Annotated in this window: 12 protein-coding genes and 1 pseudogene; 2 read left to right on the top strand and 11 right to left on the bottom strand. The window is 43.1% G+C overall.

Annotated features, from left to right (window positions below; all coding sequences use genetic code 11):
* Positions 1 to 114: 114 nt before the first annotated feature.
* Positions 115 to 1,050 carry a DMT family transporter gene (locus tag ACMX2I_RS01535; RefSeq protein ID WP_414958280.1) on the bottom strand — a complete coding sequence of 312 codons (936 nt, stop codon included), beginning with the start codon at positions 1,048 to 1,050 and terminating at the stop codon, positions 115 to 117.
* Positions 1,051 to 1,716: 666 nt separating this feature from the next.
* Here ACMX2I_RS01535 and ACMX2I_RS01530 point away from each other — a divergent pair.
* Entirely contained in the window at positions 1,717 to 2,481 is a 765-nt protein-coding gene (locus ACMX2I_RS01530) for a TerC family protein (protein ID WP_253268692.1), read from the top strand.
* A 324-nt stretch (positions 2,482 to 2,805) separates the two neighbouring features.
* Here the strand turns inward: ACMX2I_RS01530 and ACMX2I_RS01525 are convergent, their stop codons facing one another.
* The 10 genes and pseudogenes from ACMX2I_RS01525 to ACMX2I_RS01480 all read right to left on the bottom strand — a co-directional run bounded on the left by ACMX2I_RS01525 (position 2,806) and on the right by ACMX2I_RS01480 (position 13,210).
* Positions 2,806 to 3,252 carry a universal stress protein gene (locus ACMX2I_RS01525; RefSeq protein ID WP_414955958.1) on the bottom strand — a complete coding sequence of 149 codons (447 nt, stop codon included), beginning with the start codon at positions 3,250 to 3,252 and terminating at the stop codon, positions 2,806 to 2,808.
* 102 nt (positions 3,253 to 3,354) lie between these two features.
* Entirely contained in the window at positions 3,355 to 4,758 is a 1,404-nt protein-coding gene (gene bglH / locus ACMX2I_RS01520; protein ID WP_414955957.1) for an aryl-phospho-beta-d-glucosidase, read from the bottom strand.
* A gap of 22 nt (positions 4,759 to 4,780) precedes the next feature.
* Positions 4,781 to 6,610: a beta-glucoside-specific PTS transporter subunit IIABC gene (locus ACMX2I_RS01515; RefSeq protein ID WP_414955956.1), complete on the bottom strand. Its 1,830-nt coding sequence runs from the start codon at positions 6,608 to 6,610 to the stop codon at positions 4,781 to 4,783.
* A 285-nt stretch (positions 6,611 to 6,895) separates the two neighbouring features.
* Positions 6,896 to 7,414, bottom strand: coding sequence for a DUF2247 family protein (locus ACMX2I_RS01510; RefSeq protein WP_414955955.1), 519 nt, complete (start codon positions 7,412 to 7,414; stop codon positions 6,896 to 6,898).
* A 1,053-nt stretch (positions 7,415 to 8,467) separates the two neighbouring features.
* On the bottom strand, positions 8,468 to 8,860 hold the full coding sequence (locus ACMX2I_RS01505; protein WP_414955954.1) for an SMI1/KNR4 family protein: 393 nt from the start codon (positions 8,858 to 8,860) through the stop codon (positions 8,468 to 8,470).
* 818 nt (positions 8,861 to 9,678) lie between these two features.
* Positions 9,679 to 10,482 (bottom strand): annotated as a pseudogene (locus ACMX2I_RS01500) (ribonuclease YeeF family protein); the annotation flags it as partial.
* A 20-nt stretch (positions 10,483 to 10,502) separates the two neighbouring features.
* On the bottom strand, positions 10,503 to 10,772 hold the full coding sequence (locus tag ACMX2I_RS01495; RefSeq protein WP_333516352.1) for a YwqI/YxiC family protein: 270 nt from the start codon (positions 10,770 to 10,772) through the stop codon (positions 10,503 to 10,505).
* An 11-nt stretch (positions 10,773 to 10,783) separates the two neighbouring features.
* Positions 10,784 to 11,149 (bottom strand): YwqH-like family protein, encoded by a 366-nt coding sequence (locus tag ACMX2I_RS01490; protein ID WP_087991918.1) that lies wholly within the window; start codon positions 11,147 to 11,149, stop codon positions 10,784 to 10,786.
* A 305-nt stretch (positions 11,150 to 11,454) separates the two neighbouring features.
* The gene (locus ACMX2I_RS01485; protein WP_414955953.1) at positions 11,455 to 12,873 is read right to left on the bottom strand and encodes a glycoside hydrolase family 43 protein; all 1,419 of its coding nucleotides are present in this window, start codon (positions 12,871 to 12,873) and stop codon (positions 11,455 to 11,457) included.
* A gap of 97 nt (positions 12,874 to 12,970) precedes the next feature.
* A complete protein-coding gene (locus ACMX2I_RS01480) occupies positions 12,971 to 13,210 on the bottom strand; it encodes a hypothetical protein (RefSeq protein ID WP_414955952.1) in 240 nt (79 codons plus the stop codon).
* A gap of 350 nt (positions 13,211 to 13,560) precedes the next feature.
* Between ACMX2I_RS01480 and hutP the strand changes: the two genes are divergently transcribed.
* Entirely contained in the window at positions 13,561 to 14,007 is a 447-nt protein-coding gene (gene hutP, locus ACMX2I_RS01475; protein ID WP_141113404.1) for a hut operon transcriptional regulator HutP, read from the top strand.
* Positions 14,008 to 14,063 lie beyond the last annotated feature (56 nt).

The raw sequence follows: 14,063 nt of genomic DNA, 5'->3' as shown, positions 1-14,063 counted from the left end.
ATATTATTACAATATTTTTCTAGAAAGTTTATCTTATTTTAAGGATTAGCGAGAGTAAAAAGGCCTAAAACAAAAAAAGACCGCTTAGGCCTTTTTGCGTTTTCTCTATTAGTGTTACTGAATTTGTTCAATATCCTTACCCTCAGCGACCATATCCGCTTTCCCCTGCCTCCTGACAAGCGTCAAAGCCATGCCCGCAAAGATCATCATGATGCCTAGTGTTTGATAGAGGTCTGGGCGGAAGCCTGTGAAGACGGTATCCAGCACGATCGCGACAGCCGGGTCGAGAAAGACAATAATTGAAATAAATTTCGTTGATAAAAAACGCAAACTGTCAAAAAACAGCAAATACACAATACCTGTATGAATAATACCGGTAGACACCACCATGACCCAGTTCCCCTGAGACAGGCCGCCAAAAGCACCAAAGTGAATAAACGGAATCAGGATAATGATCCCTAAACCGGTTTGCAGGAAGGTGGTCGCGTAAGGGCTGAGGTTGTGAATGCCTTTTCCCAATAAAGTAGTGAACGCATAAAACAATGCGGCGAGAACGGCCCAAATGATTCCTGATCCCATCAGCTGCGTTAGTGATGTGCTGCCATTAATCCCGGAAATCAGCGCAGTTCCCAGAAAACAGATGATAATGGAACTGACGGAGATGACGTTTAATTTTTCTCTGTAGATGATGCTTCCCAGGAGAAGAACAAGCACCGGTGCAAGGTGATAAACCGAGATGGCAATCGTGACAGATGTTTCTTCAAAAGACTTAAATAAGAACACCCAGTTGAATACAAGAAAGAAACCGCACGCCAATGTTTGCAGCACTTCTCTCTTGCTCCACTTTTCGGTTTTATACTGGCCGGACGCCATCCAGCAGAAGCTTAAAAATAGCGTCGCGCAAAGGCAGCGGATGAATACCAATTCAAATGACGGCAGATTGGTATGCTCTGAGAAAAAGCCGATGGAACCGAAAATCACCATGGAGATGACCATTTTCAGCACGGCTGTTGATTTTTGATTTGATATGATTGAGAGATCTTGCTGCATCAAGTGTATTCTACCTCCAGTTATGTATATGGAAAAGCACCCCAGCTGCAAGGTGCTTTTCCCTTTATTATAGTTTCTTTCCGGCCGTCCAGCCGCCGTCTATGACAAAGTTTGAGCCTGTAATAAAGTGCGCCTCTCAGAAGCTAAAGATACCTTTTAAATGATTCTGCTGATAATTCAAAAAAATTCCTTATTCCGCCGCATTGATTAAAATACTGGAATCAAATGGCTTTGTTCAGGCTGTACATCAAAGGTTTTGCCTGCTGAACATCAGAAAAGGCTGCTTCCTCCATTTGAAAGCATTGTTTACTATAAATTCTGACATCTCATCCGTTTAATTATCTACTCCAACGACACGCTGACCGGTAGAAGTTGCTTTACCGCCTCAATGTCTTTGCACCTGTATTCATTATATTCTTTTTTTCACCATTTTACATTATACCTTTATTCATTTTGGTAATTTTAAACAACACGAATACTATACTTAAATGATGTATCACTTATCATTTAGCATGTTGCACATGTAGATTTCTGGTTTTTGCCAACACGAAGAGCCCCCAAGAAATACCAACCTACTCAATTGGATTAACGATAGATGAGAAGGGGAATGCTGTTGATATCGCAACTTTTACAGCACACTTTACGTTTTAGAAAGGAACGATGTTAATGGAGTCTATCTGGCTGGAATATGCCTGGACATTACTCATTTTAATTGGATTAGAAGGACTGCTGTCGGCTGATAATGCCCTTGTACTGGCAGTAATCGCCAAGCATTTACCTGATGATCAGAAAAAAAGAGCGATAAATTATGGAATCATCATGGCATTTGCCTTCCGGTTTGCGGCACTTTTTGCCATTTCGTTTATCGCAAATGTCTGGCAGATTCAGGCGATAGGAGCAGCGTATCTTCTTTACCTGGGCTTAAAGCATGTGGTGAAGGCCCGTTTCGGGAAAAAAAATGAGAACATTCATGAGGAGGCAAAAGAGGAGGCTGCCGGAAAAGGTTTCTGGCCCACAGTCGGAAAGATTGCTTTAGCGGATCTCGCTTTTGCCATTGATTCGATTCTTGCTGCGGTTGCTTTAGCTCTCGGCCTTCCGGATTCACCGCTTGATGATTTCGGCGGTATGGATGGAGGGCAATTTATTGTTGTTGTCCTAGGCGGAATTGCAGGCCTTATCCTGATTAAGTTTGCAGCAACCTGGTTTGTAAAACTTCTTAATCAGCGCCCCGCACTGGAAACAACCGCATATGCCATTGTGGCCTGGGTCGGTGTCAAACTGGTGGTCATTACCCTTGCCCATGAGGATATTGGAATCCTGGACCATCACTTTCCGCACAGCACCACCTGGACGCTGATCTTCTATGGCGTTTTAGTGGCCATTGCTTTATTCGGTTGGTTTGCGCCGGCCAATAAAGCAGCAAAGAAATAGATGGAATATGCAACAATGAAAAGAGGAAGGTATGTTTAAGAGCATACGGGACTTTTATGTGAACGGGCAGCTAACCTTCGAATAGGAAACTGAGAAAGCAAATTGAAACGCTGTGGCAACTAGGCAGTTGGATTTGAAACCAAACCAGATAGAGGCGTCATCCCTTATTGTTCAAAGGGAGGCGCCTCTTTTGGTAAAGCTGTATTACAAAAAACAAGTTTATTTAAGGTTGTGTTTATTGACACGTAGTGAATGAAAGTTTAAGTCTCGGACGATGGTCGCCGCTATCATTAGCAAGATGTTCAGCAGAAATTTACTTTTTTTCTATCGAACAATTAATACCGGACAGGGCGATAATTGAGACACTTTATGGCTGACGCTTCCAAGCATCATTTCTTTCAGTCCGCTGATGCCCCGGCTGCCGACTACGATCAGGCTGACGCCTTTCTCTTTTGCGTGATTTAGTATCTCATGCGCCGGCTCGCCATTCGCGTAAATGATTTCAGCTTGAACACCGTTCTCGGCTGCATTTTCTTTTGCCTTCTCAAGGATTTTCATGCCTTCTTTTTTAACCTGGTCCCTGATTTCTTCAATAAAATGTTCAGGCACATAGACCATTCCCGTCAGAGAAGAAGTCGTGACGACGGCTTCTCTCCCCACATGAAGAATGCTTAGTTCCGTCTGCTGCTCTTTGGCCAAATGCACTGCGGCATCAAGCGCTTTTGCACTCATATCTGATCCGTCAATCGCAACTAACATTTTGTTAAACATGCTCTTCCCGCCTTTCGGACTGTGGGTGGTTCACCTTTCTCTTTTATTGTCCGCCTGCTTCCGGTTATTGTCAATTGAAGCGCATGAGTATTCAAAAAATTGTCAGAGACTCTCTCCATTTGTGGCGATGACCTGCTGATACCAGCCGAAGCTTTTTTTCCTGATGCGGTTTAATGTTCCGTTTCCTTCATTGTCCCGATCAACATAAATGTAGCCGTAGCGTTTTTTCATTTCCGCAGTGGAGGCGCTGACAAGGTCAATCGGTCCCCATGACGTGTATCCGATTAAGTCGACACCGTCAGCAATGGCTTCCCGGGCTTCAATCAAATGGTCCTGCAGATAGTCGATTCTGTAATCATCCTGAATAGAGCCGTCCTCCTCCACTTTGTCTGCCGCACCAAGGCCGTTTTCCACGATAAACAGCGGCTTCTGGTAGCGGTCATATAGCGTATTGAGCGTGGTGCGCAAGCCCTTCGGATCAATCTGCCAGCCCCATTCTGATGATTTGAGATATGGATTTTTCACACCGCCCAGCAGGTTGCCTCCTGATTTTGCAAGATCTTCAGGATCAGTGCTTGCCGCCATGGACATGTAGTAGCTGAATCCGATGTAATCCACCGTATGTTCTTTCAAAATCTCTTCATCGCCATCAGCCATTTCAATTTCAATATGATTTTCTGCCAAGAAGCGTTTCATATATCCCGGGTATGCGCCTCGTGCCTGCACATCTGAGAAGAAAAGTGTTTTGCGCTCATTCTCCATTGCCGCGAAGACATCCTCCGGCTTAGATGTCATCGGATAGGTTGTCGTTGCCGCAATCATACAGCCAATTTTTGAATCAGAAATGATCTCATGCCCCGCTTTGACAGCGCGGGCGCTGGCGACAAACTGATGGTGCGCGGCCTGATACATCGCGTTTAATTTGTTTTCTCCTTCTTCAAAGACAAGGCCGCCGCCGGTAAATGGCGCATGGAGCACCACGTTAATTTCATTGAACGTCATCCAATACTTCACTTTGTGCTGATAGCGTTTGAAAACGGTTTTGGCATAGCGTTCATAGAACTCGATGACCTTGCGATTCTTCCAGCCGCCATACTGTTTCACTAAACCGAGCGGCATTTCATAATGAGAGATGGTCACGACTGGCTCAATCTCATGCTTTAACAGTTCATCAAACAGATCGTCATAAAATTTGAGGCCTTCTTCATTTGGCTCCTCTTCATCGCCATTCGGAAAAATTCTTGTCCACGCTATTGATGTGCGAAACGCCTTAAATCCCATTTCCGCAAACAAAGCAATGTCCTCTTTATAACGATGGTAAAAATCAATTCCGTTATGATACAGATTCAAGGAAGACATCGACTCATCAAATGGAGACATGATGCCGTTCGGTGATACGTCAGCCGTCGAAAGCCCCTTACCGCCCTCGTTATAAGCACCTTCCACTTGATTGGCGGCAACCGCGCCGCCCCATAAAAACCCTTCTGGAAATTGTTTTGAACTCATATTGATCACCCCATCAGTTTTTTTAAGATAAAGCTAGCAACGCTTCTTTTGTCTTCACCTTGCCGATTTCTTTTACAGGCGAAAACGAATATCGGTCTGTGTTGGTCACGATCACCGGGGTGATGACATCATATCCCGCCGCTTTGATTTGTTCCAGATCAAAGGACACGAGCAAATCTCCCGGTGCGACCTTGTCGCCTTCTTTGACGTGAGCTGTAAACCATTGCCCCTCCAGCTTCACAGTGTCCAATCCAATGTGTATGAGAATTTCGGCTCCCTGATCACTCGTCATTCCAATCGCATGCTTTGTTTTAAATACAGTGGTAACGCTTCCATGAATAGGAGAAACAACTTCTCCTTCTTCAGGCTCAATAGCGAATCCTTTTCCCATGACCCCGCCAGAAAACACCCCGTCATTCACTTTACTTAATGACTTTACTTCACCTTTAATCGGGCTGAGAATGATTTCTCCGCTGCCTTCATGCACAGACGGCCGCTGATCACTGTCAGACGGCACATCCTCGAATCCAATAAGATAGGCTGCCGCTGTTCCCGCCGCAAACGCAATCACAAGGCCGATCATGGCGTAAATAAACGTTGGTCCGATGAAGACCGGAATACTCGGCAGACCCGCGTTTCCTCCAACAATATAGGAAGCAACACCCGTGATGCCGTAAAAAGTGCCGCCGACCGCGCCGCCCAGCAAAGCAGCCGCAAACGGTTTTTTCAAACGCATATTCACGCCGTACATCGCGGGTTCTGTAATCCCCATCAACGCCGTAATGCTTGTGGTAAGCGCGAGTGATTTGAATTTTTTGTTTCTGGAGCGAAGGAAGACGGCAAATGATGCCCCGGCCTGCCCCATATTCGCCAAAAACATAGCCGGCAGCAAGTAATCGTGCCCGTTTTGGGCGATGTTGTTAATCATAATCGGCACCAATGCATAGTGCATGCCCGTCATAATGATTAAGGAGAATGTTCCCGCAAGCAAAATCATCGCAATAAGCCCTGCATGATCAAATAAAACATTCACACCGACAGACAAGTATTCTCCCAAAATAGCGCCAAGCGGACCGACTGTAATCAGCGTCAGCGGCACAACAATCAGCAATGTCAGTGTCGGAACCACAATCAGCTTCAAAGAAGAGTGGGTGACCCGGTCAATCCACTTCTCAACATACGATGCGATCCAAATCGCCAGCAAAATCGGAATGACTGTTGAAGAATACGTGGCAGCGGTTACAGGAAGCCCGATAAAGGAAATCGGTTTCCCCGCACCAAGCAGTGCCGTCAGATCCGGGTGCAGCATCGCCGCCCCAATCGCCGCCGCTACATATGGATTGTTTCCGAACTTTCTCGCCGCACTCATTGCAAGCAGGAGCGGCAAGAAATAGAACGCGCCATCACCGACAGCCGAGAGAATCACATGCGCCTGACTCGTCTCTGTCATCCAGCCGAATGTAACGGCTAACGCGACAAGCCCTTTGATCATCCCTGCTCCCGCAATCGCCGGAAGAATCGGGGTAAACACACCAGAAATCACATCAAAGACCGCACTCAGCACATTCTTTTTCTGGGATGATGAACCGGCACTCTTCTCATCACTGAGCTTACCGTGCTGCAGCATCGCCTGGTACACCTTGGGCACATCATTTCCTATGATAATTTGAAACTGACCACCGCTGATATTAGTGCCCATCACACCCGGCAGCTGCTCCAGCTGACCGCGATCCGCCTTCGAATGGTCATGAAGATTAAAACGAAGCCTTGTCATGCAGTGAATCACGCGCTGAACGTTGTCTTCACCGCCTACGAGTTGTAATATGTCTTTCGATAACTTATCATAATTCATGTGAATACCTCCTTTTTATGGGGGAACCCGCTGGATGAAAGGTGGCCGCCTTTCATCCAGCTTTTTTTGTATCAAATGCCGCATCACCTCCTTAATTGAGAATAAAAAAAACCTAAATGACACAGATTGCGAGAGTCTCCTCCTGCACCTGCACCATTTAGGTTTTGCCTGCTTTCGCAGTAACAATCCTGACGGGTTGCTTTATTTGTTTGTAGGTATACTTTAGCACTAGGTTTATGGGATGTCAACGCTTTCATTTTTGGTTTTTGACTAAGGATAACGCTTCTAGTACAACGGCAATTGATCTTGTATAGTTTGTTTTTCTTTTACTAAAAAGTCTTGAAACAAATTGCATAATTTATTTATATTTTTTTCATATGAATGTAAACGCGGATTGCATCCGTCATTAGAAGGCTGATAATGAATAAAACCCTCCATATCTTCAGGGTAATTCATATCTGCGTAAACTTCTGCGAGCTTGCTCAAAAGCTCAGTTGCATGATCACTATACTTTGATTTTACTTCAAGAAGAATAATATATCTCCATTTTCTTTTTTCAATAGCATAAAAACTATTTTCTTCCACTCGTATTATATTCAAAATGGCTTGTTCAATATCATCCTTGTCTCCCCAAGCCAGTTCTAGTATCTCTTCTTGTTGTACATCGGGATGGTTCATCAAATATTCAACAGCACAGTTCATGACTTCCATTTTGTTTATCCAACCTTGCTTCAATCCAACGTAAAGCGTTTTCCAATCGTAATTTACATGATGTACTTTGAAAGTATTTAAGGTGATTTTCAATTTCTAACATCCTCGAATTTTTTATTTCATTCCCATATATTTCACTATTAAATAAAGATAACCCCAAGTTGCTTGTTAAATTTAACTTTTACCTTTGGTTCGTTATGAATATATATGAATAGATCAGAATTACACCTCTTTAATTGAGTAACATTTACCAACTTAGATTCCAAAACGATCAACTCATTAAAGGTAAGACTTACATTGCACTCCAAAGCGTACACATCCATTGTCAGAATTAGTTTAAAACCTTTCATATCCTGAATAGAGTACATGAATACTTCTGCAAGGGGATCACTCGACACGCTGATTGGCTCACTATCAAACAGTTCTAATAAATCATATTCATTGTAAATAGTGAACATTTTAAACCGCCTTTAACTTTTAATTTGTTATCGTTGAAAAAATAGTAATTTCCAAGAACCTTGAAAGGTTTCCCCTTCAAGGTTTCTTTATTATTATTTTAATGCCTCTTCTAATATGTTGATTTCATTATTTCCTACGTCTTATAATGACACCACAAACATTGTCATCACTATCCAATCAAAATAACACGTGATTATTTTCTATAAGGGATTCTATCTCATGAGCTGAAAATTTAATATAAACTGTCTTATCTGTTATATATACGTTTAATATTCCTTTTTCATCAATATACGTTTCATTCTGTTGTCGGTCTACGCTAAAAACAGGAATCCCTTTTATGGGTTCAAGGCTTTCTATATTCCATTCTTGAAATTTATAAACACTTTCACACAGCGTTAATTTAAGAGAACGAATTTCTCCTGTTTTTTGTGCAAATCCTATTTCGATTAATGATTTTTTAAAATCACCGGTTCTCCAGTATACCGTTTTATCTTCTGATATATCCCAATTTCCAAATTCTATATTAATGGGTGTGTAATAATCAAATTTTATTACTTCTGTCTTTTTTCTTTATATACCGATACTCTCAACATAATTCAAACTACCTTTATCAAAATTAGAAATAAACTAAAATCCATTTAGCTAAATCAAGGTTTAAAAGTCAATTGCCATTCTAATTCCGGAAGTTTATTCCAACAAATTAACGAAATCTCTAAAGCTATCTGCAATTTCAAAAATTGCTTCTCCCCTATCTTCATACGCTAAATCATAGCTGAAATATACAATCGATGGCTCATGTTCCCTACCTCGCCTGTAATAAAAACATATATAATCCTCATCCTCTGTAATAGCAAAAGGTACTAAATCTTCTAATAGCATATTTCTATCTCTGCCATAAACATTTACTAAATAATCTTCATCATTTTCGTTTTCTAAGGAACAATATTTTTTAATTTCAACTATCTCTTTATCATCAGGTAGATACAATCGACTAAATCTATTAAAATTATTATTTTGATAGCTATTAACATACTCGACAGGAAGTTTTATATTTAATATTTCTTCAATTTTTTTATACATATTTCATATCCCCCTAATTACTTATTAATTTTAAAATAAGGAAATTGCGAGTGCCTTCTAGGATTATTAAGATTTAAAAACACTCTGTGCTGTCCTGTTGGAGTATCAGGGGTACTAATATTAAAATTGTAATTCTTTTTGTATGCTATGGTATTCCTAATATCGTCGTAAACAACACTATCGGGGTTAAGCATGGTGTCTCTTCTTAATTCGGACACATTTATGTCTTTACTGTACTGTGTTTTTTTAGGGGTTGAAACTTTATTTGGATTATACATATGCTTTTGTGAATGACTTGAAATAAAGTCATTAGCATTTGATCCCCCATTAACCTTTGTAAAATGAGTCTCCCCCTTAGAAGCAACCTTATTAACTTCACCCTTACTTTCCTTCTCCGCAACATGTTTAGCCACATCTGTGACAACGCGTTTCCCGCCTCGGACCGCCAATTTTTTAACAGCGCCCTGAGGGCTTACCCACTCAACAAATTCATACTGTGTCCCAGCCAGAAACGAATCAAGTGGCTTAGCTCCGCCTACTTTATCCTCTGGAATGTAAGAAACTTCTTCGAGCCGCTTTTTCCCTCCAGCATAGAATTCTCTCACAATTTGACCGTTTTCATATACAAAATATTTGCCGCCGACGTAGTCAATGCTTGCAGTATCACTTTCTAGCTCGTCAATCACTTCAATCGAATCTATCTTTTTTAATCCTTTATGATTATACAGTTTATCATCTATCACCCGTATGTCACCATAGACTTTCGGATGGGCTGCTGCTTCTTTCTGCAATACCGTCAAGTTACTGTCATCACCATAAATCTCACGCTCGATCTTCTGTTGTTTGCTATCCTTCATCACGGTATCAACGTTGGACTGCTTATGTTTCTCCAGCTTTTTCAACATCATCTCCATCGGAGAATCATCCGCCTGCTTCATTTGCGGGTTGATCGCGCCGAAGGTTTGGTTGATGTTTTCTTCTTCCTTTGATTTCAGGATGGAGCCGCTTTTGTAGCCTGTGATTTCGATTTTCGGACCGGTGTACATCGTTTCGAGCTGATCTATGTATTTTTTCATCGTTTGAAAATCTGATTTTGCTGTTTCCAGTGCTTGGGTTTGCTGGCCGTCAAATTGAAAGAGCTTATGCAGGGTGTCCGTGATCAGCCGTTCAGCCTGTTCTGTTTCCATCCGAAAAAAGGAGTCATTGACTGTTGGCAGGCTGACGATGTGGTCGATGGCTGATGTCTGGCGATTGACTGCGTCTGTGAGCTGTTCTGTCACTGCCCGTGCATGCTTGACCCCGTGTCTTGCATCATGTGAGAGAAAAGCCTCCGCAATCATGCCATGAGAGTCGGATTCTACAGAGGAAATGCCGTGCTGCGTTTGTTTCAGCACTTTTTTGTATTCGTCGATAAACATGCCGAAGAAAAGGAGAAAGGGCTTGTGGCACTCCTCGTAGAAGGTTCGGATCGCATCTCCGCCTTTTCCTTTTAACGCATCCTTCATGCCTGCCAGATGCTCAACGCTTTTTTCCAGCTTCTGCAGCTGCTGTTTTTGCTTGTCCAGTTTCTCAATCGTATGCTGAATGCCCTCGTGAAGAGCGTGGACATCTAATGTTTTCAAATTCCTTGTCCTCCCGCGCTTTATTTCATGGAAGATGATACGTTTTCGTCCGTTTCCTTCATGGCATTTACCGCGCTTTCCGTTTGTGCGATATGCTTGGCCAGAACGGACGCATACGCTTCAGTGAGCTCTTTGATGTCCTCATTTAATTGCTCGATGGACTTCACAACGTTTAAATGGTTTCTGCCTGAAAGATGGCCGGGTACGGAGGACTTGAGTTCAGCTGAGTTCTTGAGCTGAGAAAGCCCTTGCTTCACTGTGCCATAGACCATTTTAATTTCCTGTGCCATTTGTGCTCACCTCACTTTTTATGTTTTTCCTGCTCTATTTCATGCTCTATTCTCGTGATTTGCCGTCTTATGGAATATACATCGCCCTCTAATGAATGGATTTTCCCTTCGATGCTTTCGATGATTCCGCTGACCTGTTGGCTTTTGATTTGATGATATGATTTGTTCATTCCATCACGAATATCTTCAAAACGCTCAGCGTGTGTTCCTCTCCATACATCCCGGTTAAGATGCGGCCGGTGAATGAGATGCTGAACCTCGGAAAAATCGTGTTTGATTTGCCTGATTTCGTGCAGCACTCGTTTTAACTGATGGATCTGTTCCTGTTTCTCATGTAAATCGGCTTTGACCGAATGTAACAACATTTCACTATGCATGCCGCAACACCTCATGTTTCTATCAAACTGTGTAAATTCTTTACAATACAGACTATTTTCATATTACATGATGGGTCATATTGGATAAATAGGTGAAAAGTTTTGTCTTGAGGAGGATTGATTAGTTCCAAAATGCTACAAAATCGCTTTTTATGATTTTACAAGGAGTATAATAAGAATAGAGAGGACTTTGTGTTTAGGTCTATATTCTCATCTAAAGCTTTTGTTTTTACTTCCGTAGGACTGTTACTTATAGTCAATAATGATCATAAAAAAACGCCCTCCTAAGAAGGCGCTTCTCCATCTTATTTAGATCCCCAAACAGCCTCACCACTGCCATTCAACACACTAAACGTCAACACGTTCTTCTCTCTCACCGAATCCCACTGCTGTAAAAACACTCCGCTATACTTCTTGCCGGCTAACGTGATTTCGGCTGTGTTTTTACCGGTTTTCTGCCATGTTCCGGCCATTTCCCCGGAAATGGTGTGGTTTTTGTTGAGTTGGATGTTGATGGTTTTTTTGATGTCTGCTGAGATGTCTTTTCCGTGCTGGATGAGTTTGTAGGTTCCTGTGATGTCTTTTTGTTTTACTTTTTTCAGTGTTTCTCCTGCGTAACGATATGGGGCTGTTACCGGCCAGCCGTCTTTGTTCATGAACATTTGGTGGACTCTGACTTCGTGTTCTTCACCTCTGCCCGGGAAGCGGGTGTGGAAGAGTAAATAGGATCGTCCGGTTTTTTCGTCATAGTATGCGGAATTGTGGCCTGGCGAGACGTAGCCGGTTCCTTTTTCAGTTTCTGTTTCAAATGAATAGCTGCCCATGAGTTTGACGCCGTACGGTTCGATAGAGCGGTCATCGAAGACTGTGCCTTCTTTGCCGCGGACGTCAATCATTGGGTTTCCTTCTGCGTCATAGTATGGGCCGTCCGGTTTTTTGGAGCGGGCGACACGAATGTTGTAGCCGCCTGTTGCGTCGAGACCGCCATATGACAGGTATAAGTAGTAGTATTGGGTGTCTGGATTGTAGAGAACATACGGGCCTTCGATTCTGCTGTGGTTGCCGCCGAGCAGTTTTTTGCCGTATCCCTGCCCAGGAAGCGGGAAGCCTGTTTTCGGATTCATTTCAAGAATGAAAATGCCGCCTGAGTATGATCCGTACACCATCCACAGCTTGCCGTCTTTATCAAAGAAGGTATGCGGGTCTACAACATTCGGGTGTTTGGTTGCGTCATACGGTGTTCCATCGCTGCTTGTACCTTCCATTCCTGATTTTAAAAAGATGCCTTTGTTTTTGTACGGGCCTTCGATGTTGTCAGCGACGGCCACGCCCATGGCCGATCTTGGCGAATCGCCGCGGCAGGCGTTGTAGTACATGTAGTATTTGCCGTCCGCCAGCTGTGTGACGTCAGCCGCCCACAAGGTATCGGATTGCGCCCATTCGAAGGTATCTTTTAATTCTTCGTAGACATTCGGAATCAGAGGATTGTTGTTACTAACGTTGGTGGTCAGCTGTTGCCATTGCATGAGGTCATTTGTTTTTGCTGAAGCGAGATGAGATCCAAAAACATAAAAGGTGCCGTTTGTCTCAATGACGGAAGGGTCATGTACACTGACTTCTGTAAATACAGGTTTTTCTCCCTTTTGTGCATTAGCGGAGTTTGGCAGGGTAAAGGCCATAAGAAGAGCTGCAAGAAAACATACACGGAACAATCGGTTTAACATCTAAACAGTTCGCCTCACTTTTTTATTAAATTTTTAAGCGCTTACATTTTCCTTATGAAAAAGCCCGGATCCCTTATAAAGGCCCGATGTTTTCATATTAAAACGGGTAAGTCATTCCCCACTGTTCTCTTACATTGTCCATGATGTTCATGACATCCAGGGAGAGATGGATGGTCTGGCTGCCTGCTTGGTGCAGGACTGTAGCTTGCATATTCTCTACTTCATAATTCAACCCTTTTGCCGTAACTCCTTCTTTCAATTCCATTTGCGTATGTAATGAACGCTTTGTCCGGCCTTGTGAAGTCATCGACTGTGATAAAGCCATTTTCTCTGGCAACTACGCCTCTTTTTTTCATTTTCGCCCTTTATTTCCAGTGATATGACAGGCCATTCGTTGTTTTTAGAATCATGCCTGACTGCTCGTCTCCACCTGTGTCAGCCGGCTTGGCCGTGCTGAGGATCTTATTCGGCTGGCTCGTGAGAAAATTGACAGCAACCGCCCACACTCCTGTCTGGCTATCGTGTGCAATGTGCTGAAAAAAACCGTCCGGTTATCTGTGCCACACTATCACAATAGCAATCTAACTTGTTAAAGACTGTAAAAAAACTTTTGACTTCTGCTGCTGAACCAATTAATATAATACACAGTTAATAGTTATCAGAATTTTTAGGAATTGAGTGATTCATATGACACTGCACAAAGAGCGCCGGATCGGCCGGCTGTCTGTTCTTCTGCTGCTTAATGAAGATGAAGAACGTACACAGGTCGGGGAGCTGGAGCGAGATGGATGGAAAGTCTGTCTCGGCAAGGTAGGATCAATGGACGCGCATAAAGTAGTAGCCGCAATTGAAACCGCTTCCAAAAAGAGCGGTGTCATTCAATCTGACGGTTATCGCGAGTCACATGCGCTTTATCATGCGACGATGGAGGCTTTGCATGGCGTGACCAGAGGTGAAATGCTGCTTGGATCGCTGCTTCGGACGGTTGGCTTGAGGTTTGCCGTTTTGAGGGGAAATCCTTATGAAAGTGAAGCGGAAGGCGATTGGATCGCTGTCTCGCTTTATGGAACAATCGGGGCGCCGATCAAAGGACTTGAGCATGAGACATTCGGCGTTGGAATCAATCACATATGAAACAGCCCATAGATCTTAGACGATAGGGGGCTATGCGTGAAATCAAATTTTCACAG

Source organism: Bacillus sp. SW14 (assembly GCF_047608225.1).
Classification (GTDB): domain Bacteria; phylum Bacillota; class Bacilli; order Bacillales; family Bacillaceae; genus Bacillus; species Bacillus subtilis_G.
This window is presented reverse-complemented; position numbering and strand designations above follow the sequence as displayed.